A 20,564-nucleotide genomic window follows, 5' to 3' on the forward strand; every position below is an offset into this window, starting at 1 on the left:
GCCTGATGTCAGTGTCGGGCGGTGGTCTGGCCGGGCCGGCGATGAATCGCGAGTGCCCACGTGAGGCAGCCGAACGCGATCGTCGACGCCACGGCCCGGACGGTGTTCCAGGCGGTCCACATCGCTTCATCGAGCTGGGCGCGCGCCGCCGCGAAGCCGGCGTCGGTGTCTGGGTCCCCGGCTGACCTGATCTCCTCGTTGAGAGGCTCATGGACGCTGAACGTGATCACGAAGACCAGCAGGTAGAAGACCAGCGCCGCCCCGATCCACATCAGAGCCGGCCGCTGCTCCGCGCGGCGATGGAGGGCGACCGACAGCCCGGTGAACAGCAGGGCGCCGATGTACCCCACGCCGAGGAACAGGGGGTTGGTGATCGCCGAGTCGAGCGCCTGGAATGCCACGACGAACGTGCGGTCATCGACGTCGCTCAGGCCGGGCATGATCGTGTTCGACCAGTCCACGAAGACGCCCGCCGTCAGTCCGGTCGTCATGGTCGCCAGGATCAGGATCGCGGTTCGCACGGCGCCGGTCTGGCGGACGGCGGTGTTCGGTGCAGTACTCATGTGTTCAGGAAAGCTGGATACGGCGAGACTATCCATGGTCGAAAGCCGCGAATCCATTCGAATTCGTCTACGGTGGTGCCGATGGACCCGTTGACCGCCCTGCTGGACGCGCCTCGCGCGCGGGGCGCCTTCCTGCTCCGAGTGACGATGACGCCGCCGTGGGCCGTCCGGGTGCAGGACGAGGCACCGCTGTCGGTGGTGGCGGTGACGGCCGGGTCGACCTGGTTCGTGCCCGACGACGGCGACCCCGTGCGGTTGCTCGCGGGTGACCTGCTGCTGATCGCCAGGCCCGACCCGTACCTGTTCGCTGATGCCGTGGCGCGACCGCCGCAGGCCGTGATCAACTCCGACGGTCGGTGCGAGACGCCGGCCGGCACGAACCTGGAGCTTCCGACGTATCACGGCGTGCGTACCTGGGGGAATGCACCGATGGGGTGCGACGCCATGCTCGTCGGTACCTATCCGAGCGTGAGCGAGGTCGGTTCCCGGCTTCTCAGGGCGCTTCCGCCGACGTTGCTGATGCGTGCGGCCGACCACCGTTCCGGGCTCATCGAGGTCCTGGCTGACGAGATCAACGGCGAGGGAATCGGCCAGGCCAGCCTGCTGGATCGGCTGTTGGACGGTCTCACGGTCGCCGCGATCCGCCATTGGGCGAACTTCTCGGCCGCCGACCCGCCGGGGTGGCTCCGCGCTGGCACGGACCCGATCGTGGGCGCCGCGCTGGACCTGATGCACGACCAACCCGCCCAGCCCTGGACCGTCGCATCCCTGGCCCAGCGGGTCGGGATGTCACGCGCGGGCTTCTCCCGCAGGTTCGTGGCCTCGGTCGGCGAGCCACCGATGGCCTACCTCACCTCGTGGCGGCTGGCGCTCGCGGCCGACCGGCTGCGACAGGACAGCGTGCCGGTGTTCCGCGTGGCCGCGGAGGTCGGCTACACCAGCCCGTTCACCTTCAGCACCGCCTTCAAGCGCCACTACGGCGTCAGCCCGCTCACCTACCGGCAACAGGGCGCGGTACCCGCCTGAGCCGCCGCGCTCTCGGCTGTGACTGGGACTGCTCGAGATCTCACGCCGGTTCCGGCGGATCCATCCACGGACGATTAACGTCGGTCAATCGGAATCTATTGACATTCGATCGATAACCACTGAAAGTCAATGCATGACGACGATGGGCCGGGCGGTCGGCGTGCTCAGAATCCTGCTCGTACTGTTGTTCGCCGGCCTGGTCGTGGCCCAGGTCGCGATCCTGCCCGGGACGTTGGCGCACCTGGCGGAGGAGGAGCCGGACCTGGCGTATCTGCGGTGGCCGATGCTGGCCTTCTCAATCGTGGAGCTCGTGTGCGTCCAGGTCGTGATCGTGTGTACCTGGAAGCTGCTCGCCATGGTCAAGGCCGACCGGATCTTCAGCGAAGCGGCCTTCGCGTGGGTCGATGCGATCGTGTGGGCCATGGGCACGGCCTGGGTGCTGCTCTTCGGAGTGTTCGTCTTCGTCACGACAGTGGTGGCGGGTCCCGGGCTGCCGGTCCTCCTGTTCGGTTCGGTTCTGGCCGCGGGCGTGCTGGTGCTGCTGATGGTGGTGATGCGGGCGCTGCTGCGACAGGCCACGACGCTTCGCACCGACATGGACGCGGTGATCTGATGCCCATCGTGGTGCGCATCGACGTCGAGCTCGCCAGGCGCAAGATGAGCGTCGGTGAGTTCGCCGAGCGCGTCGGGCTCACGCCGGCGAACGTGGCCGTGCTGAAGAACGGCCGAGCGAAGGCTGTCCGCTTCAGCACGCTCGAAGCCATGTGCCGCGTGCTCGAATGTCAGCCCGGCGACCTCCTGGAATGGGTCGAGGACTGACCGCCGCGATGGACGTCGACGTGCTGGTGGTCGGTGCCGGGCTGGCGGGCCTGTACACGGCGACGTTGCTGGCTCAGCGCGGTCACGACGTGCTGCTGGTCGAGCGGCGGCCGAAGCTCACCGGCGCGATCCGCACGACGGGCATCTTCGTCCGGCGCACGCTCGACGACTTCGCGCTGCCTCCCGACTGCCTCGGGCCTCCGATCCGACGCGTCGTGCTCTACCCTCCCAGCCAGCGCCACCCGGTGACGCTGGTCAGCGCCCGCGACGAGTACCGGGTGGCCGACATGGCACGGCTCTATGTGGCGGCGTCCAGCGCCGCGGCCGACGCCGGCGTGCGGATCTCGTTGGGCACACGCTATGCCGGTCGGGAGGCCGACTCATTCCTCGTGGTCGGTCCGGACGGTCCGGCCTGCGTCCGGGCCCGGTTCGTCGTCGGCGCCGACGGTGCCCGCTCCCGGGTCGCCCGCGACCTCGCCCTCGACCGCAACCGGCACCTGCTGGTCGGTGCTGAAAAGGTCTTTGCGATCTCCGGTGGCGAGGAGCCGCCGACGTTCCACTGTGTCCTCGATCCCTCGCTCGCACCCGGCTACCTGGCGTGGGTCATCAATGACGGGAATCGGGCCCACGTCGGCGTTGCCGGGTACGCCGACCGCTTCCCCGACGGTCTTCGGCGGGCCCTGGACCGGTTCGGCGCCTCCGCGCCCGGGCTGGCCGGTGCCGGCCGCTCCGACGAGGTCGAGCGGCGCGGTGGACCGATCCCCGTCGGCGGGGTGCTGCGCCGCATCAGCTGCGTCGACGGGCTCCTCGTGGGTGACGCGGCGGGTGCGGTCTCGCCGCTCACCGCCGGCGGACTCGATCCGTGCCTTCGGCTGTCCGAGCACGCCGCCGCGGTCCTCGACGAGGCACTGCGAGCCGGCCGGCCCGACGCGTTGAGCCACTACGACGGGGCGGTTCTGCGTGCCGGCTTCCGGGGCCGGCTGATGCTGCGCCATGGGCTGGCCCAGGTGCGCACGCCGACCCTGGCGGCGACGGCGTTCACGCTGCTGCGCACGCGGTTCGGCCGGGCCGCGGCCGGGCGCATCCTCTTCGGCGACAAGTCCTTCCCGGCTCCCTGAGACCTGCGCAGTGTGCGAGTCCGATGGCGGCCGGGCGCGGGGACCGGCGTGCAGGACCGTGTCCACGCGCAGGTCCTCAACTCACCCGTGCCGGGTGACGTGCTCCACGCCGGCCGGCCGTGATCCTGGCCGGAGCCGTCGGCGACCGCGTTCCCCGAAGAGGTTGACCCATGACAGTCCAAACCGTCCGCGCCAGGATGTCGCCACTCGTCATGGTGGCGATGATCCTGGCGGTCTCGATGTCGTTCATCGACCAGACGATCGTCGCCATCGCATCGCCCGACCTCCAGCGCGACCTCAGCCTCACCCGGGCCGAAGGGGAATGGGTGATCAACGCCTACCTCGTCGCCTTGGCGGCGACCTTCGCGCTCGGCGGGCGCATCGCCGACGCCTGGGGCCGTCGCACGATGGTGACGGTCGGCGTGGCCGGGTTCGCCGTCAGTTCGGCGCTGTGCGGTGCGACGCCCGACACGTCGTGGGCCGAGACGTGGCTGATCTCGGCGCGGGTGGCGCAGGGCATCTTCGCCGCGGTCCTCATGCCCGCGGCGATAGCGATCGTCTACGGCAGTACGCCGGCCGAGCGGCGCGGCCGGTCGATGGCGATGTTCTTCGGGCTGACCGGGGCGTTCACCGCGCTGGGCCCGATCCTGGGCAACTACCTGCTCGAATGGTCGTGGCGCACGATCTTCTGGATCAACCTGCCGGTCGCGGCGGCAGCCCTGGTGACGATCGCGGTGGCACCCATCGAGCAGGATCGCGGGAACAGGCGGATCGACTGGCTTGGTGCCGTCATCGTGGCTGCGGGCATGGCGCTCAGCGTCGTCGGGTTCTCGCAGGCCGCCGACTGGGGGTGGAGCAGCGCCATGACGTGGGGATGCCTGGTCGCCGGTGCGGCGCTGCTGACGCTCTTCGTCGTGGTCGAGCGTCGCCGCCCGGTGCCGCTGGTCCGGCTCGACATCTTCAGGCTGCGGGGGTTCCGGGTCGACTCGGCCGTCCTGTTCTTCGTCATGATCGCGTTCGTTCCGGTCTCGTACTTTCTCAGCGTGTACGCCAACGTCTCGCTGGGCATGGACGCGGCCGGCGCCAGTCATCTGCTCCTGCTGTTCTTCCTCGGCTTCTTGATCGCGGCGCAGGCCGGTGGGCATATCTTCGACGCCCGCGGCGCGAAGCAGACCATGCTGCTCGGCTGTGTCGTCGGCATTGCCGGGTTCGCGTGGTGGGCGACGCAGGTCACGACGCTGGACGCCGCCGACCAGCACCACCCGCTGCTGCTGGCCGGTGCCGGCATCGGGTTCCTTCTGGGCCCTGCCAGCGCGGACGCGGTGAGCCGGGCGCGGGACGCGTCCTACGGCGAGGTCACCGGCATCAACCAGACGGTGCGCAACTACGGCTCCGCGCTGGGATTCGCGCTTCTGGGGACGCTGGCCACGCATGTGTTCACCAACCGGTTTTCGGCCTCGTTGCGGGAGGCCGGCCTCGGCCGGGACGCGGCGGAGGAACTGGCACGCGACGTGGCGGCCGGCGGCAGTGGTGGCTCCGGCGCGAGCTCAGCACCCGCCAGGGTGCGCGAGGCGGTGGAGCGGGCCGTCGCCGAGGACTTCGCAGAGGGCATTCGGGCGGTGCTCATCGCCATGGCGGTCGCTCTGGCCGTGGCGTTCGTCATCGCGCTGCGGCACCCCGGTGACCGACCGGCGCGCGAGGACGCGACGGCACCACCGCAGCCGACGACCGTGGACCAAAATTGAGTCTTGCAGAACAGTATCCAGAGGACCCAGTTCCCGGTGCCGACGAGCGCAGCAGGGCCCTGCTCGAGGACGGTCGGCAGAGCCTCGGGGCGATGATCACCGGGCGGACCACATACGTTGTTCGTCGTCACCCATGGCCCGACACCTGCGCCGCCGGATGGTGGCGTGTACACGTTCGTCACCGACGGCCTCGACAGCGCGATGAAGCAAGCCATCGAGACAGCCGGCGACAAGAGTGTCGGGGTCAGCGGGGTCGGCATCGGCAGCCAGCTCATCCGGGCCGGGTACATCGACGAGCTGATCGTCCATGTCGTGCCGGTCCTCTTCGGGGCCGGCACTCGGCACTACGACCACGTCGGTGGCGAGCACGTGCGCCTGGAGCTGATCGAATCGATCCCGACACCGAACGCCACCCATCTGCGCTACCGCGTCGTCGGTCGTCGCGACCCGGCCTGATCGAGGGGTCAGAGCCACGGCCACGTCGGGATAGGCGGCGGGCCGTGGCACCAGGCGGCGCCGGGTTCCGGGCCGTACCGCTCCGGCAGCCGACCGGCGTCGAGCGGCCATGGCCCGTCGGCGCCGGTGCGGCGTTCGTGCGCCAGCCGCCAGGCACGCTCGGCCACGTCGTGGCGGCGGTGGACGACGGCCGCGGCGTAGGAGACGGACATCAGGCGGTCGCCGGCGGACCGGAGGACGGCGTCCCAGGTGGCTTCCGGGATCGGGCGGCCATGCGCGTGTAGGTCGTCGACGACGAAGTCGAAGGCCCGCCAGCCGGTCGGCGTCGGCTCCAGCAGGGCGACCGACTGGTCGATCATCTCGCCTGCCCAGTCCAGTGCGTCGCCCATGGTCTCCGGCGCGACCGGGAGCGCGGACTGCGGCAGGTAGTGGAGTGCCAGCGCACACAGCACCGGCTCGGGAATGGCATCGAGGCCGGCGCGGCGCCAGTCGCTCGCCGCCCGCACCATCGCCACGGCCAGCTGGTGTCGTGACTCACCGGCGTGGAGCCGCTCGACGGCGACCATCCCGCCGCCGAAGTACTCGCCGAGGCCGTAGCGCAGGATGCCGGCGCGCGTCCGTGGATCGCTGGCCATGGCGGCCAGCCGGGCGCGCTCCTGCTCGTCCGAATGCAGCCAGACCGGCTGGAACCGCTCGAGGATCTCCCACTGAGATCGGCGAACGTCGCGCGTGGGCAGGTACGTCTCGTACGGTGCCGCCCGCATCGTGGCCACGACGATGTTGCGGGCACGCACGGCGCGGTCGAGCCACTCGACTCGGAAGTGCTCCCGCGGCAGGTACCGTTCGAGGTCGTCCAGCCAGACGACGGTGTCGACCGGGCTGGCTCCGGCGCCGAAGAGCTGTGCGAGCCCTCGAGGCGGCGTCGGGACGACGAGTGGCCGGTCGGCGAAGCGGCGGCGGACCACCTCCGCTCCGAGGCGGGACTTGCCGGCCATGGGGTGCCCCAGCACCAGGACGGGCTCGCCCACCTCCACCGCGGCCAGCACGTCGGCGTGGGCGTCACGCACCAGGTAGGGGACGTGGAGATGGGCACGGTGAACGCCGAACACCTCGAGCCCGGCGTCGCCGACGTGCTGGAGGACGCTGTCGTCGAGCGCCGAGCGGATCGTGGACTCGAGGGCGTGGTCTTGCCGGTCCCATCGCACGGCCTGTTGCCTGAGCCACCAGACGGCGGGCGTGCCGATGCCCGCGACACAGCAGAGCGCGATCAGGAGCCACCACGGACCATCGCCCCAGTAATGCGCGATGACGGCGCTGACGCCCGCCACGATTGCCAAGATCAGCAATCGTGCCGACTGCTGGTGCGGGGTGCTCCAACGCACGCCGCTGTCTCGCCTCAAGATCGGCCCCCTGCACTACCTACGCATTATCACCTTCTTGTCGCAGTGCTGGTAGTCACATCGCTCGTCACTTTTTGATCTCTTTTCGGCGGCGAACCCATGGCTCGCATATGGCGCAGGCGTCGCTCGCCCAGCGCCGGGGGCCGGGGATGTGCCGGCTCACGCGTCCGCGCGCACCGTCTCGCGGCGATCCCGCCGCACGATGTGGATCGCGATGAGCACGCCGGCGACGGTGAGCAGCGCCCCGACGAGGTAGAGCGGGCGCGGCCCCGGCCCGCCGGCGATGACGCGCCCGCCCAGCCAGCCGGCGAACGCCGCAGCGAGCTGGAAACCCGACGCGTTGACCGCCACCGCCAGCGTGGGTGCGGCGACGGCAGTGGTCAGGACGCGCGCCTGCATGCCGGGGATGATCGCGAAAGCCAGCACGCCGACGGCGAACGTCAGGACCGCCGCCGCGACCGGTGACTCGGCGACCGCCCAGAACAGCGTCAACGTGGCGGCCAGTGCGATGAGCAGTCCGCGCACCGCCGCCATCAGGGACCGGTCGGCCAGCCAGCCGCCGCCGAAGTTGCCCACGACCGCGCCCGCGCCGTAGACCAGCAGCAATATCGGAACCGCGGCGGAGGAGAACCCACTCACGCCGGTGAGCAGCGGCACGATGTAGGTGAACACCATCACCACGCCGACGCTGCCCACCGCGGTGAGCGCGATCGCGAGCTGGACGTCCCGGTCGGCGAACACCCGCAGCTCAGTCAGCACTGAGCGGGTGGTCTCGCTCGGCCGGTCGGGAACCGCCAGCAGCACCAGGAGCAGGGCCGCGGCGGTGAGTGCGGCCACCGTCGCGAACGTCGCCCGCCAGCCGAGACTCTGGCCGATGAACGTGCCGATGGGGCTGCCGAGGATGATGCCCAGGTTCATGCCGAGCGCGACCTTCGCGACGGCGGAGCTCTCCCGGCCCGGGCCCGCCATCGCCGCGGCGGTGGCGATGGCCACGGCGAAGAAGGTCGCCACGGCCAGCCCGGCGACGAACCTCGTCAGCAGCGCGGTGGCGTAGCCGGGTGCCAGCGCGGAGCCCAGGTTGCCGAGCACGGACACGGCCACCAGGCCGGCGATGAGCGGCTTGCGGCTCATCCGGGCGGTCAGGACGGTCACGACGGGGCCGCCGACGATCATGCCGGCCGCGTAGGCCGTCACCAGCAGGCCGGCGGCGGGAACCGACACGTCCAGCCCGTCCGCGACATCCGGCAGGATGCCGGCGATCACGAACTCACCGGTCGTGAGGCTGAAGACCACGAGCATGAGGGCGAGGACGGGCAGCGGCACGGCGGACTCCCTCGATAGTTCTAGTTTGAATAATCCGAATTAGAACTATCACAGCTCGAAGCATGCGCACTACACTCGGGGTGTGACGAGCCAGGCGCAGCCGCAGCGGGCGGACGGCGGCATCGATCGCGACGTCTGCCGGCTCATCCAGCAGTTCGTCCAGCGCCTCGACGTCCACGTCCGGCGGGTCGCCGACCAGCTCGGCCTCACCGCGGCGCAGGTGATCGCACTGCGCGAGCTCTCCGAGCCCATCACCGCGCGGGAGCTGGCCGGCCGGATGTCCTGCGAGGCCTCGAACGCCACGTTCGTCGTCGACCGCCTGGAGGGCCAGGGCCTCGTCGAGCGGCACCCCCACCCGACCGACCGGCGCGCCAAGCGGATCGTCCTGACCGCGGGCGGCCAGCGGACACGATCCACCGTCCTCGAGCGACTGGCCACGGACTCCCAGCTGAGCCCGCTCACCGACTCCCAACAGGAGACGCTCCGCGACCTGCTGCGTACCCTCGTCGCCCAGCCGTAGCCGCCCGCCGGCGGGCATGATGGCGCGGACGAATCGACGAAGCCCGGGTCCGTCCGCGCAACGGCGGACGGACCCGGGCTTCGTCGATGGCGGCTCAGAGGCCGATGTGGACGTCCACGTCGACCTGCGCGTCGGCCTCGATGGTGACATCGACGGTGGCGTCGACCTCGACGTCGAGCCCGTCGCCGAGGCCCGCGTCGACGGCAGCGCTCAATCCGGCCTCGACCGCGGCTTCGACGTCGGCCTCGACCGCGGCTTCGACGTCTGCGTCGGCATCGGCCTGCACATCGGCCTCGACCTCGACCGTGATCCCGGGCTGAGCCGAGAGATCGACGGTTGCGGTGGCTTCGGCGTCGATGTCGGCGTTGGCCCGCAGGCTCGCTTCGACCGCGGCCTCGATGTCTGCCGCGACGTCGGCCGAGAGGTCGGCGCTCGCGTCGACCTCGACGTCATCGACCTCAGCCTGGGCATCGGCCTCAGCCTGGGCATCGGCCTCAGCGGCAGCTTCGGCCTCAGCGGCAGCGTCGGCCTCGGCGGCAGCGTCGAGCTCGGCGGTGGCCTCGGCCCCGCCGGTCTCGGCCTTGAGGGAAGCGGAATGACTCGCCTTGGCGACGTTGTCCGCGGCAGATGCCGGCACAACGCCGAGCAGCAGGCCGGCGGCGACGGCCGGGACGGCGACAAGAGTGGACATACGGCAAGCATTCATGGATGTCTGGCTCTTTCGTGTCTAGGTGACGAAGGGCCCCACAAGGCTCCGAGTTACAGCGCTGCGAGTCAAGGTCGCTTTCACCTGCAAGTACTAATTGCCTCGGTCGCACAGTCCGCAGCCGGCGACAGATCTGATGCTGAGGACGCCACCACCGGTCACCTATGTCGGGGGCTGACGGGTTCAGTCCGGAGCCGTGGGCCGGGCGGCTTCGAGGACGGCGACGAGGCGGCGCATGGTGTCCAGTGCGCCGCGCAGCTCGTTCAGGTCGAGCTGAGCGCCGATGCGGTCGGCCCAGGGGTGCTGGACGAGCGAGATCCGGCGGATCGCCCAGTAGCCCGCCTCGGTGCAGGCCAGGAGCTTGGCGCGGCGATGGGCGGGGTTGGGTCGGTACTCCGCGAGGCCCTGGTCGGCGAGCAGGTCGGCGACCCGGCGGACGCCCTGGCGGCTCATTCCCATGAGCCGGCCGATGTCGGCGAGGGTGCGTGGCTGGTCGAGGACGCCGCCGAGGACCTGCCACCAAGCGGCGGTGATGCCGCCGGCCGCGGCCATGTCCTGTGCGGCCTCCATCAGGCGGGCGTTGAGCCGGAGCGTCGTCAGCGCGATGTCGGTGAGAGCATCGCCGGCGGGAGTGGCCGGCGGCGGGACCGGCCACTCCTCACGGGGCGGGACGACGGCGTCCGGCGCGTTCTGCGCGGTGGTCATGGGGTCTCAGTGTGCCTGCACGAGGACGGGGTACGCGCTCGCGTCGGCCCGGTGGAACACTCCCTCGTACGCCTCGAGTGTGCGGTCCGAGACCAGTCCCAGCCGGCGCAGCGTCGCGCGGGCGAACTGGACGGGCGAGTCGGGGCCGGCGGTGATGAGGTCGCCGTCGACGACGGCGCGTTCGTCGACGTAGAGGCCGGCGCCGGCGTAGCCGGTGGCCTCGAGGTACTCGGGAGCGGCGCTGGTGTGGCGACGGTGGTCGAGCAGGCCGCCTCGGGCCAGCCCGGCGGTTGCGCCGCAGATGGCCGCGACCGGAACGCCGACGTCCAGGAAGCGGGCGGCCGCGGCGACGAGCGCGGTACCGCCGTCGGCGTCCCAGAACTCGGCGCCGGCAAGGATCAGCAGGTCGCTCGAGGCCGGGTGGAGGTCGGCGAGCAGCATGTCGGGGACCATGCGGATCCCGCCCATCGACGTGACCGGCTCGGCAGTCTCGGCGACCGTGACGACGTTCCACGGGGTGCCGGTGAAGCGGCCGGTGCGCAGCTCGACGAGCAGGTGCCCGATCTCCCAGTCGGCGAGCGTGTCGTAGATGGCGATGTGTGCGGTAGGCGTCATGGACAACATGTTGTCATATTGGGAGCATGTTGTCAATAAGCCATGGGTGCATGGCCAGGCGAGGACGTCCCGCGCGTACGCTCCCGGTGTGGACGCCGTGCTGCCAGTGGTCGACGAGCACCAGGTGCTGGTGGCCGCCCCGGCGGGCGCGGTCTGGAGTTCGCTCGCTGGACATCTCCCGGGCGCTCAGGGTGCGCCCGCCGCGGCGTATGCGCGCCTGGTGGCAGCACGGCCCCGGCGATCCTCGGGTCGGCTGCTTGACATCGGCGCCACGCTGCCGGGCTTCACCGTGGTCGAGTCGGTGCCGGACCGGTACCTGCGGCTCGCCGGCCAGCACCTGTTCTCGAGATACGACCTCTGCTTCACGCTGGCCGGGGAGTCTGATCGAACGCTGCTCACCGCCCGCACGCTCGCGGATTTCCCCGGCTTGCGTGGACGGCTCTACTGGCTGATGGTCATCAAGTCCAGCGCACATCGCCGGCTCATGGCACGCATGCTGTGCGGAGTTCGCCGCGACGCCGAAGGGCGGTAGGGGCGACGTGATCGCGAACGGTGCGGCGATCGTGTGCGGGGCTCCGACCCGGCGGCGGCTGCCCGTCGCGGCGTCTCGATTCCCCCGTGAACGAGACGCCGGCCGGGGCGGAGCCCGCCCCCCATACACCAGGCAAGACGTCCGGATGTGCCCGCTATGACGCGCTCCGCACCATACAGCAGTGTGATCAGAGTCACATCAGGGTTTTCCACAGGCCGGCGCGGCCGGCCGTCGTCACCGCACGACGACGTCGACTCGCTGCGCGTGATTGTTGGCCATGCCCTGCCGGTTCCACGCGGCCTCGACCGGCTGACCGTTGCCGGCGTCGTCGCGCGCCCGGGCTCGCAGTGAGTACCGGCCCGGGGACCGGGCGTCCCACGTCCACGTCCAGGCCCGCCAAGCGTACGCATCCGGCTGCGGCCCGAGCGACGCCTGATGCCAGCTATTCCCGCCGTTGACGCTGACCTCGACGGCGACGACAGGTGCCCAGCCGGACCACGCCCGCCCGGTGAGCTCGACGGTGCCGCGGTCGACGATGCGCGTGCGACTCTGGAAGTCGGGGATGCCTGGCGGCTGGATCAGCGCCTTGGGCAGGATGCGCGTGACCGGCTCGCCGGGGTCGTCGGGTTCCTGCTTGAGCCGGTACGAGGTGACGTTCTGGTAGCCGTCGAACGGGGTGTCCAGGACTGTGACGCCCATCAGCCACTTGACGTGCGCCATGCCGTACCAGCCCGGCACGACCAGCCGCACCGGTGCGCCGTGCTGGGGCGGCAGCGGCTGCCCGTTCATCGCGTACGCGAGCAGGACGTCGGGGAGCAGCGCCTCGCCCAGCGGGAGACCGCGCCGGTACGTCTGCTCCTCGCCCCGTTCCACGCCGCGGTCGGCACCGGTGAAGGCGACGTCGACGGCGCCGGCCGACACGCCGGCCTCGGTGAGCAGGTCGGCCAGCCGGACGCCGGTCCACGACGCCGTGCCGACCGCCTCGTCCAGCCACGGCTGGCTCACCGGTCGTGGGTCCAGCCTGGCCCGGCCGTTGCCCGCGCACTCCAGTGTGACCCGTTGCGTCACCTGCTCGCGGGCGTGCAGGTCGTCCAGGCCGATCGTCAGCGGCCGCGACACCGACCCGTCGACGGACAGCCGCCAGGTCGCCGGATCGAGTGCCGGGATGTCGTAGTGCGTCAGCAGATAGTGCAGCCCGACGGGTGTGACGTCGTAGCGCAATGCTTCCAGCGGCATGCCGTGGTTGCGTGCGGCGAGCCGCAGCTCGTCGACAGAGATCCCCTCGCCCGGTTCCGCGACCCGCGCCGGAGCGCTGACGGATTCATCGATCATGGACATGGCCGGCCCCCGATCCTCGCCCCAGGGTCCAGTCATACTCCTGCTTCCGGTGATCATCAACGGTCAGCGACGTCATGGCGTCGCCACCGGTTGATGATCATGGGGAACTCGGCCCGCACACGCCCCGTCACACGGGCGTATGACAGACAGGTACCTCCGCATACCAACATAGGGGGCAGCCATGGCACAGATCACCATCGATCAGCTGCGCGAGCGGGTCCGCGGACCCGTCGTCGCCGAGGGGGACGAGGGGTACGACGACGCCCGCAGGGTGTACAACGCGATGATCGACCGGCGGCCGCGGGTGGTCGTCCGCTGCGTGAACGCCGGCGACGTCGCCGCGGTGGTGGATTTCGCGCGGGAGAACGGGCTCCCGGTCGCGGTCCGGGGCGGGTCGCACAGCGTGCCCGGCTTCGGCACCGTCGACGACGGCGTTGTCATCGACCTGGGCGGGATGCGGGGCGTCCGCGTCGACCCGCACAACCGCACCGCCCGCGCCGAGGGCGGCGCCACCTGGGGCGACTTCAACGCCGCCACGCACGCGTTCGGCCTGGCCACCACTGGCGGGATCATCTCGACCACCGGCGTCGGCGGCCTCACGCTGGGCGGCGGCATCGGCTACCTGGCCCGCGGTTTCGGGCTGTCGTGCGACAACCTGGTTTCCGCCGACGTCGTCACGGCGGACGGCCGCTTCCTGGTCGCGAACGCGCGGGAGAACGAGGACCTGTTCTGGGCGCTGCGAGGTGGCGGCGGCAACTTCGGCGTCGTCACGTCGTTCGAGTTCGCGCTGCACCCGGTCCGCGACATCTACGGCGGCCCGATGTTCTTCGAGCTCGACGACGCCGGCGACGTGCTGCGCTTCTACCGCGACTTCATCCAGGACGCGCCGGAGCAGTTCGGCGGCTTCCCGGCGTTCCAGATCGCGCCACCGCTCCCGTTCATCCCCGAGAACCGCCACGGCGACCCGTTCCTGGCGTTCGTCACCTGCTGGGCCGGGCCGCTGGAGGAGGGCGAACAGGTGGTCAAGCCGCTGCGCGACGTCGCGCCGGTCGTGGCCGAGCACGTCGGCCCGATGCCGTACCCGGCGCTGAACAGCGCGTTCGACGGACTCGTTCCGCCCGGACTGCAGCACTACTGGAAGGCCAACTTCGTCACCGAGCTCACCGATGACGCCATCGCGGCCCACTTGGAGTACGGGCCCCGGGTGCCGGTGGTCAACTCGACGATGCACATGTACCCGATCAACGGCGCCTGCCACCGGGTCGCACCGGACGAGACGGCGTTCGCCTACCGCGACGCCACGTTCGCGGCGGTTATCGCCGGGATGTGGCCGGACCCGGCGCAGAACGCGGCCAACACCCAGTGGGTGCGCGACTACTACGCCGCCACCGCGCCGTTGTCGGAGGAAGGCGGATACGTCAACTTCATGGCCGGCGACGACCAGGACCGGATCGCGGCGAACTACAAGGGCAACTACGCCCGCCTGGTCGACGTCAAGCGCCGTTACGACCCGGACAATCTGTTCCGGCTCAACCAGAACATCCGGCCGTGAGCTGGTGTCATATCGAGATGTCGGCCACGACGGCGTAGTGGTCGGACGGGTGCAGGCCGTTGACGGTCTCGTCGACGACGTACGTCCGGGTCACCTTCGGCGGGTCGCCGGCGGCGGCGCGGACCAGCACGTAGTCGATGCGCCGGTCCAGCTGCTCGAACGCGCCCCGCGGTGCGAACGGGACCGCGGAGCTGAGCGTGACGCCGTCGCCGGCACCACCGCCGGCGACCCAGGCGTCCGTCAGCTCCGTGGTCAGCGCCTGGATTACGGGACTGTCCGGTCCGGCGTTGAGGTCGCCGACGAGGATGACGGGCAGGCTGCTGTCGCGCGTGCTCAGGTCGGTGACCAGCCGGGCCAGCTCGCGGGTCTGGGCGAGGTGGTCGTCGGCGAGGTGGGCGTGGTACTCCGCGCAGGCGCAGAGGACGTACAGCGGGCCGCGCGGGTGTTCGACCGCCACGACGAGCGCGACCGGCCGCTCGGCCCGGCTCGACGGCAACGGGTGGGTCCACGAGTGCCGGATCGGCCACCGGCTCAGCACGCACACGACAAGGCCGACGTCGTCGTGGTCGGGTGACCCCGGGGCAGCGGGCAGGTCGGGCAATGACGGGCCGGCGGCGACGGAGTAGAGGCCGAGCGGCGCGGCGAGCACCTCGGCCTGCGACGACTCGCGGGAGGTCCACGACTCCTGCAGCCCGACGACGTCAGGCTGGTGCGCGGCGAGGGTGGCGGCGACGCCGATCTGGCGGTCGCGCCACCGCTCCCCGAACCGCCACCAGACGTTCCAGGTCATGACTCGCACGGTGTCTTCGCTCGGCATCCACGGACACCTCCTCGTCCTGCTGTGTACCCACGACGTGCGTACCCACGACGGACGAGGTCAGCGCGGCGGCTGGTCGCCGAACTCGTCGATCAGCGCGGACGGGGCGGTGAGCCGCCACGCCTCGAAGGTCAGCTCGGTCAGCTCGTCGGCCTCGATGTCGGAGAGGTGGACCACGACCCAGCCGAACGCGCCGGCGGTGAACTGGATCTCGAAGACGTGTGGCCGCTCGGCCACCAGCGCCAGTTGTTCGGGGATGGTCTGCTTCAGGCCGACCGTCTGCGTGGCCTCCCACAGATAGCCGAAGGTCTTGTCGCGCACCGTGAAGGACGTGTAGGTGGGCGACTCCCTGCGGCGCACCTCCGGCAGGCGGTCGAGGATTCCCAGGAACACGGTGTCGGGCACGGCCATGGGCTCATCGAACCAGGCCGCCGACAGCGCCCGCCATCGCCCTCGCACCGGCATCGCCCTCCATCCGACGCTCGTCCCCTCGAAATGATCACGTTCACCACGAGATCCCGTGTCGCACCAGGCTTGTAAGCGTGGTGGGGCACACAGACGCCTGGTGGTGGGTGCACGGCGCCGCCCCTCAGGCGTCGCCCGGTCCGGTGAGTGCGACCACCGAGGCAGGGACGGCGACGCCGGGTCGCAGGTCGGGCGCGTCGACCGGCGAACCGTAGCCGTTGCGCAGGGGGACGATGCCCGCCCAGGCCGGACCGGCGACGTCCTCGGGAGGGTCGTCCGGCCAACGTTCGGAGACCTTCAGCGACCACTCGTGGATGGGCATGGCCAGCAGGATCGTTGCGGCCAGCTCGCGCTTCGTCGGCCCCCGCAGCTCCGTGGACCGGCCCGGCACGATTCGGTCGACCAGGATGTCGAGTCCGCGCCGCTTGGCCGCGCCGTCGAGTGTCGCGAACCGGCCGAACACGACCGCGCTGCGATAGTGGAACGACGACTCGAACGCCGACCGTGCCACCACCACGGCGTCCATGGACGTCACCGTCAGCGAGGCGCGGGCACCGCCGGCCAGCGCCCGCAGCCACGACGACCCCGTCGACCCGTGCACCAGCACGGTGTCGCCGTCGCGGGCGACGGCCGTGGGGAACGCCACCGGATGCCCGCCGACGACGACGGCGACGTGTGCCAGCACTACGTCGTCCAGGAGCCGATGCAGCGCGGCGCGATCGTCGACGGCCTTGTCCGACATCCGGGTCAGCCGTGTCGGTGCCGGTCCGGCGGCCTCGTGTCGCGCCATCGCAGCCTCCCGGTCGTCGTCGCCGTCACCGAAGTCACCCGTCATTGTGCGTGTCCGTCGCCGGTGACGCGAAGGAGATCCAGGTGTCGGGCGCCGCCTCGGGGCGGCCGGGCACCGGGCGGTGCTCCTCGGTCCACGCGTCGCCGGCGAGTTGCTGGGCCACCCGCCGCCAGAAGCGCACCGCCGTCACGTTGTCGTCCTGGAAGGCGACCTCCCAGGGGCCCGGATGTCGCGCGACAAGGTCGCGCACCGCGCGCAGGCCGACACCGCCGCGCCGCAGCGCGCGCACGACGAAGAAGGCGTTCAGCACCCGGACCGGGCCCGTCAGCCCGCGCACCAGAGCGAGCCCGACCGGCCGGTTGTCGCGGGTCAGCAGGTATGCGGCCCAGTCGTCCGGGTTCTCGAGGGCGGTGGTCAGGCGCGCGGTGTGGAACGTGCCGTCCGGGTCGGGGAGCGCGCCCCAGAACTCGGACATGTCGTGGCGGAACATCAGCCACAGCCGCTCCAGGACGGGACGGTCGGCGGTGGCGACGGGTCGCAGGACGACGGGGGAGACGGACACGGGAGTTGCTCCTTCGACGGCGGCGTTCGGCTCGGCCCCTCCGCGGACGGACCGGCGGCAACTGCTGCGGTCGAGGAGAAGGGGCCCGAACAACAGCCTCCCGGCCGAAAGAATCCGGCCGGGAGGCTCACGTCGTCAATGCGTACGGTACCGCGCGGTGTCCCCATCCGGCGCCGCGGCGTCGGATCGCGCTGCCGCGCGGGGTCAGTGGCCGGCGGCGCTGTCGGCCCACTCGATCTCGCCGGTCACCAGGTAGCGCACGTTTGTGGCGATGTGCACGGCGTGGTCGGCGAAGCGCTCGTAGTAGCGGCCGAGCAGGGCGATGTCGACGGCCACCTCGACGCCGCGGTCCCAGCCGTCGTCGAACAGCACGAGGAACAGCGAGCGGTGCAGGTGGTCCATCTCGTTGTCGTCCTGGGCCAGCTCCGCCGCGGCGGCGATGTCGCGGGCCCGGACCACCTCGCAGGCCTTGGCCGACATGTCGACGGCCGCGCGGCCCATGGCGGCGAAGGTCTCGCGCAGCTCGTCCGGGACGGCGTGGTCCGGGTAGCGCATGCGCGCGACCTTGGCGACGTGCACGGCGAGGTCGCCCATCCGCTCGGCGTCGGACGTGGTGCGCAGTGCGGAGGTGACGATGCGCAGCTCGGAGGCGACCGGGCTCTGCGTGGCCATCAGCTCCAGGACTTCCTCGTCGATCTCGAGCTGGTCCCGGTTGATGCTGGAGTCGGCGGCCATGACCTTCTCGGCGGCGCCCAGGTCGGCCTCGAGCAGGGCGGTCGTGGCCAGGCCGATCTGCTCGCCGGTCTTGCGGATCATGCCGATCAGCCGGCCGTTGATGTCGTCCAACTGCTCGCGATAGGCCTCGCGCATACGTTCGTCATCCTGTCGTCGCCTGGGGAAGGGCACATTGCTCCCGTCAGATCAGAGTAGGCGCTGAGTATGGCCGAGCAACGGCCCAAGGTGAATGCACAACGAAACCTAGGTGAACATGCACTCGAAACAGCGCTGTGAAGTCTCTTGAAGTGGAGAGGAACCGGCTGCCGGGACATACCATCGGTGGATGTGGATGCCGTGACCGCCGGAGCGTTGGCCGCGTGTGTCGGCGCTGCGGTCGGCCTCGCGGCCGGCCTCGCGTTCAAAGCCAGCGAGCGGGCGCAGCGGACACCGCTGCCCGAACGTACCTCCCGCGTCCCCGAGGGCGTGGATGAGGTCCTGTCGGTGCTGCGTTCCAGCGCCATCGTCCTCGACAGCGCGCTCGACGTCGTCAAGGCGAGCCCGTCGGCCTACGCGTTCGGCCTGGTCCGCCACGACCGGCTGGCGGTGCCGGAGCTGGTCGAGCTCACCGAGCGGGTTCGGCGCGACGGGCAGATCCGCGAGGTCCAGCTCGAGATCCCGCGCTCGCGCGACACCACGCAGACGCTGTACGTTTCGGCACGGGTGGCACCGCTCAACAGCAAGCTGCTGCTCGCGCTGGTCGAGGACCGCACCCACGAGATCCGCGTCGACGAGGTCCGGCGGGACTTCGTCGCCAACGTGTCGCACGAGCTCAAGACGCCGGTCGGCGCGCTGAGCCTGCTGGCGGAGGCGGTCGAGGACGCCAAGGACGACCCCGAGGCCGTGCAGCGCTTCGCCGAGCGCATGCAACGTGAGGGCTCTCGGCTCACCCGGCTGGTGCAGGAGATCATCGACCTGTCCAGGCTCCAGTACGACGATCCGGTCCAGTCGCCGAAGCCGGTGGAGATCGACGACGTCGTGGAAGCGGCGCTGGACCGCAGCCGGGTCGAGGCGGAGAAGCGGAAGATCCGGCTCACCGCGGGCGGCGCTCCCGGGCTTCGGGTCCTCGGCAACATCGAGCAGCTGGTGATCGCGCTGGGCAACCTGGTCGAGAACGCCGTCAACTACAGCCCGCCCAACACCCGCGTCGCCGTCGGCGTGCGCCGCCGCGACGACTTGGTCGAGATCAGCGTCACCGACCAGGGGTTCGGCATCGCCGAGACCGAGCTGGACCGGATCTTCGAACGCTTCTACCGGGTTGATCCGGCACGGTCCCGGGCTACCGGTGGCACCGGCCTGGGTCTGTCCATCGTCAAGCACATCGCCGCCAGCCACGGCGGCGAGGTAGGCGTGTGGAGCGTGCAAGGAGCGGGGTCGACGTTCACTCTGCGCCTTCCGCTGCACCCGCACCGAGCCGGGCAACCGTCCGGGCTCGATACGCCAGTTGGTAAGGAGACGCCGTGACCCGCGTGCTCGTCGTCGAAGATGAGGATTCGTTCAGCGACGCCCTGTCGTACATGCTCCGCAAGGAAGGCTTCGACGTGGCCGTCTCGGCCACCGGCGATGACGCCCTCGAGGAGTTCGACCGGGGCGGAGCCGACCTGGTCCTGCTCGACCTGATGCTGCCGGGCCTGTCCGGTACCGAGGTGTGCCGCCAGCTCCGGCAGCGCTCCAGCGTGCCGGTCATCATGCTGACCGCGAAGGACTCCGAGGTCGACAAGGTGGTGGGCCTCGAGCTCGGCGCCGACGACTACGTCACCAAGCCATTCTCGTCCCGCGAGCTGGTCGCTCGCATCCGCGCGGTGCTGCGCCGCGGCACCGAGCCGACGGAGACCAGCCAGGCCGTGCTCGGTGCCGGTCCGGTCCGCATGGACGTCGACCGCCACGTCGTCACCGTCAACGGCGACACCGTCCGGCTGCCGCTGAAGGAGTTCGAGCTGCTCGAGCTGCTGCTGCGCAATGCCGGCCGGGTGCTCACCCGGGCCCAGCTGATCGACCGCATCTGGGGCGCGGACTACGTCGGCGACACCAAGACCCTAGACGTGCACGTCAAGCGGCTGCGCGCGAAGATCGAGCCGGACCCCGCGTCGCCGACGTACCTGCTCACGGTCCGCGGCCTGGGCTACAAGTTGGAGGCCTAGCTGGTCAGGCGCGCGCCGCCCTGGTGATGTGGCGGATCGGCGAGCGGGGTGGGTTCGTCGGCTCATCGTCCGCGCTGGCGCGTACTGCGACGGTCGCCCGTTGGCTCGCCGATGACAGCGATCGTGCACGCGACGTCCGAATGCGCAACGTGAGCAGCGCGCGAGGCTTCCGTGTGTATCCACAGACCGGCATGACATGCCCAAGCCGGGCCCTTCAGAACGGCGGCGGGTCGGGATCGGTGGTGGGTCCGATGGGTTCTGGGTTGACGCGGTAGGTGCGGCCGGCTGGGCTGGTCCAGACGAGCACGCCTGGTTCGGGGCTGTCCAGGCGCCAGCCGTGCAGGGTTTTGTCGAGTTGGAAGCGGCGGGCGAGGGGCTGGAGGTTGTGCTCGCTGGTGGTGCCGCCGTCGTGGTAGGGGAGGCGGTGGTCGAGGTCGCACGCCGGCGCGGGGGTGTCGCTGGTGGGGAAGCGGCAGGTGCGGTCGCGGGCGATGATGAAGTCGACCAGTGCCTGCGGTGGCTGGTAGGTGGTGTGGCCGTAGTCCAGCAGCCGCCCGTCGACCGGGTCGGTGACCAGCCTTCGTAGGGTGGCGTCGG

The 20,564-nt window shown here is 70.8% G+C and carries 24 protein-coding genes; 11 read left to right on the forward strand and 13 right to left on the reverse strand.

The genetic code is table 11. The annotated features are described in order from the left end of the window. Positions 1–8: 8 nt before the first annotated feature. On the reverse strand, positions 9–563 hold the full coding sequence (locus E1269_RS06780; protein ID WP_203433042.1) for an anthrone oxygenase family protein: 555 nt from the start codon (positions 561–563) through the stop codon (positions 9–11). A gap of 81 nt (positions 564–644) precedes the next feature. On the opposite strand from E1269_RS06780, the gene E1269_RS06785 reads away from it, so the two are divergent. From E1269_RS06785 to E1269_RS06810, 6 genes are all read left to right on the forward strand, one after another. Then, positions 645–1,589 carry an AraC family transcriptional regulator gene (locus E1269_RS06785; RefSeq protein ID WP_131892687.1) on the forward strand — a complete coding sequence of 315 codons (945 nt, stop codon included), beginning with the start codon at positions 645–647 and terminating at the stop codon, positions 1,587–1,589. Positions 1,590–1,722: 133 nt separating this feature from the next. Continuing rightward, entirely contained in the window at positions 1,723–2,202 is a 480-nt protein-coding gene (locus tag E1269_RS06790; RefSeq protein WP_131892689.1) for a DUF2975 domain-containing protein, read from the forward strand. Beyond that, on the forward strand, positions 2,202–2,408 hold the full coding sequence (locus tag E1269_RS06795) for a helix-turn-helix domain-containing protein (protein ID WP_131892691.1): 207 nt from the start codon (positions 2,202–2,204) through the stop codon (positions 2,406–2,408). The genes E1269_RS06790 and E1269_RS06795 overlap by 1 nt, the downstream gene beginning before the upstream one ends. A gap of 8 nt (positions 2,409–2,416) precedes the next feature. Next, a complete protein-coding gene (locus tag E1269_RS06800; RefSeq protein ID WP_131892693.1) occupies positions 2,417–3,526 on the forward strand; it encodes an FAD-dependent oxidoreductase in 1,110 nt (369 codons plus the stop codon). 170 nt (positions 3,527–3,696) lie between these two features. Beyond that, positions 3,697–5,271, forward strand: a complete 1,575-nt coding sequence (locus E1269_RS06805; RefSeq protein WP_131892695.1) for an MFS transporter — start codon at positions 3,697–3,699, stop codon at positions 5,269–5,271. A 165-nt stretch (positions 5,272–5,436) separates the two neighbouring features. Further along, the gene (locus E1269_RS06810; RefSeq protein ID WP_131892697.1) at positions 5,437–5,727 is read left to right on the forward strand and encodes a dihydrofolate reductase family protein; all 291 of its coding nucleotides are present in this window, start codon (positions 5,437–5,439) and stop codon (positions 5,725–5,727) included. An 8-nt stretch (positions 5,728–5,735) separates the two neighbouring features. On the opposite strand, the gene E1269_RS06815 is transcribed toward E1269_RS06810, so the two are convergent. Together E1269_RS06815 and E1269_RS06820 are read right to left on the reverse strand one after the other, a co-directional pair. After that, positions 5,736–7,064 carry a hypothetical protein gene (locus tag E1269_RS06815; protein ID WP_131892699.1) on the reverse strand — a complete coding sequence of 443 codons (1,329 nt, stop codon included), beginning with the start codon at positions 7,062–7,064 and terminating at the stop codon, positions 5,736–5,738. 222 nt (positions 7,065–7,286) lie between these two features. After that, positions 7,287–8,450 carry an MFS transporter gene (locus E1269_RS06820; protein WP_239000801.1) on the reverse strand — a complete coding sequence of 388 codons (1,164 nt, stop codon included), beginning with the start codon at positions 8,448–8,450 and terminating at the stop codon, positions 7,287–7,289. Between the two features lie 82 nt (positions 8,451–8,532). Here E1269_RS06820 and E1269_RS06825 point away from each other — a divergent pair, with 82 nt between their 5' ends. Continuing rightward, the gene (locus tag E1269_RS06825) at positions 8,533–8,970 is read left to right on the forward strand and encodes a MarR family winged helix-turn-helix transcriptional regulator (protein ID WP_239000802.1); all 438 of its coding nucleotides are present in this window, start codon (positions 8,533–8,535) and stop codon (positions 8,968–8,970) included. 94 nt (positions 8,971–9,064) lie between these two features. On the opposite strand, the gene E1269_RS32115 is transcribed toward E1269_RS06825, so the two are convergent. From E1269_RS32115 to E1269_RS06840, 3 genes are all read right to left on the reverse strand, one after another. Further along, positions 9,065–9,661: a hypothetical protein gene (locus E1269_RS32115; RefSeq protein WP_162606260.1), complete on the reverse strand. Its 597-nt coding sequence runs from the start codon at positions 9,659–9,661 to the stop codon at positions 9,065–9,067. Between the two features lie 198 nt (positions 9,662–9,859). Continuing rightward, positions 9,860–10,381 carry a MarR family winged helix-turn-helix transcriptional regulator gene (locus E1269_RS06835; protein ID WP_131892701.1) on the reverse strand — a complete coding sequence of 174 codons (522 nt, stop codon included), beginning with the start codon at positions 10,379–10,381 and terminating at the stop codon, positions 9,860–9,862. A gap of 6 nt (positions 10,382–10,387) precedes the next feature. Continuing rightward, positions 10,388–10,996 (reverse strand): DJ-1/PfpI family protein, encoded by a 609-nt coding sequence (locus tag E1269_RS06840; protein WP_203433044.1) that lies wholly within the window; start codon positions 10,994–10,996, stop codon positions 10,388–10,390. A gap of 88 nt (positions 10,997–11,084) precedes the next feature. Between E1269_RS06840 and E1269_RS06845 the strand changes: the two genes are divergently transcribed. Next, positions 11,085–11,528, forward strand: coding sequence for a DUF2867 domain-containing protein (locus E1269_RS06845; RefSeq protein ID WP_203433046.1), 444 nt, complete (start codon positions 11,085–11,087; stop codon positions 11,526–11,528). A 234-nt stretch (positions 11,529–11,762) separates the two neighbouring features. Here the strand turns inward: E1269_RS06845 and E1269_RS06850 are convergent, their stop codons facing one another. Next, positions 11,763–12,866, reverse strand: coding sequence for a sulfite oxidase (locus tag E1269_RS06850; protein WP_131892705.1), 1,104 nt, complete (start codon positions 12,864–12,866; stop codon positions 11,763–11,765). Between the two features lie 181 nt (positions 12,867–13,047). Here E1269_RS06850 and E1269_RS06855 point away from each other — a divergent pair, with 181 nt between their 5' ends. Beyond that, positions 13,048–14,418, forward strand: coding sequence for an FAD-binding oxidoreductase (locus E1269_RS06855; protein WP_131892707.1), 1,371 nt, complete (start codon positions 13,048–13,050; stop codon positions 14,416–14,418). Between the two features lie 7 nt (positions 14,419–14,425). Here the strand turns inward: E1269_RS06855 and E1269_RS06860 are convergent, their stop codons facing one another. The 5 genes from E1269_RS06860 to phoU form a co-directional block, all read right to left on the reverse strand. Then, a complete protein-coding gene (locus E1269_RS06860; RefSeq protein WP_131892709.1) occupies positions 14,426–15,235 on the reverse strand; it encodes an endonuclease/exonuclease/phosphatase family protein in 810 nt (269 codons plus the stop codon). 60 nt (positions 15,236–15,295) lie between these two features. After that, positions 15,296–15,646, reverse strand: coding sequence for an MmcQ/YjbR family DNA-binding protein (locus E1269_RS06865; RefSeq protein ID WP_131892710.1), 351 nt, complete (start codon positions 15,644–15,646; stop codon positions 15,296–15,298). A gap of 178 nt (positions 15,647–15,824) precedes the next feature. Then, a complete protein-coding gene (locus E1269_RS06870) occupies positions 15,825–16,535 on the reverse strand; it encodes a pyridoxamine 5'-phosphate oxidase family protein (RefSeq protein WP_203433048.1) in 711 nt (236 codons plus the stop codon). Then, on the reverse strand, positions 16,525–16,980 hold the full coding sequence (locus E1269_RS06875; protein ID WP_131892749.1) for a GNAT family N-acetyltransferase: 456 nt from the start codon (positions 16,978–16,980) through the stop codon (positions 16,525–16,527). The genes E1269_RS06870 and E1269_RS06875 overlap by 11 nt, the downstream gene beginning before the upstream one ends. Before the next feature lie 276 nt (positions 16,981–17,256). Beyond that, on the reverse strand, positions 17,257–17,922 hold the full coding sequence (phoU, locus tag E1269_RS06880) for a phosphate signaling complex protein PhoU (RefSeq protein WP_131892712.1): 666 nt from the start codon (positions 17,920–17,922) through the stop codon (positions 17,257–17,259). A gap of 186 nt (positions 17,923–18,108) precedes the next feature. On the opposite strand from phoU, the gene E1269_RS06885 reads away from it, so the two are divergent. Together E1269_RS06885 and E1269_RS06890 are read left to right on the forward strand one after the other, a co-directional pair. Continuing rightward, complete coding sequence (locus E1269_RS06885; RefSeq protein WP_131892715.1) at positions 18,109–19,290, forward strand: sensor histidine kinase; 1,182 nt, start codon at positions 18,109–18,111, stop codon at positions 19,288–19,290. Then, the gene (locus E1269_RS06890) at positions 19,287–19,967 is read left to right on the forward strand and encodes a response regulator transcription factor (RefSeq protein WP_131892717.1); all 681 of its coding nucleotides are present in this window, start codon (positions 19,287–19,289) and stop codon (positions 19,965–19,967) included. Before E1269_RS06885 ends, E1269_RS06890 begins: the two co-directional genes overlap by 4 nt. 214 nt (positions 19,968–20,181) lie before the next feature. On the opposite strand, the gene E1269_RS32120 is transcribed toward E1269_RS06890, so the two are convergent. Next, on the reverse strand, positions 20,182–20,564 hold a 383-nt coding region (locus tag E1269_RS32120; RefSeq protein WP_162606261.1), incomplete at its 5' end, for an HNH endonuclease signature motif containing protein.

It is taken from the genome of Jiangella asiatica (assembly GCF_004349065.1).
GTDB classification, from domain to species: Bacteria; Actinomycetota; Actinomycetes; order Jiangellales; family Jiangellaceae; genus Jiangella; species Jiangella asiatica.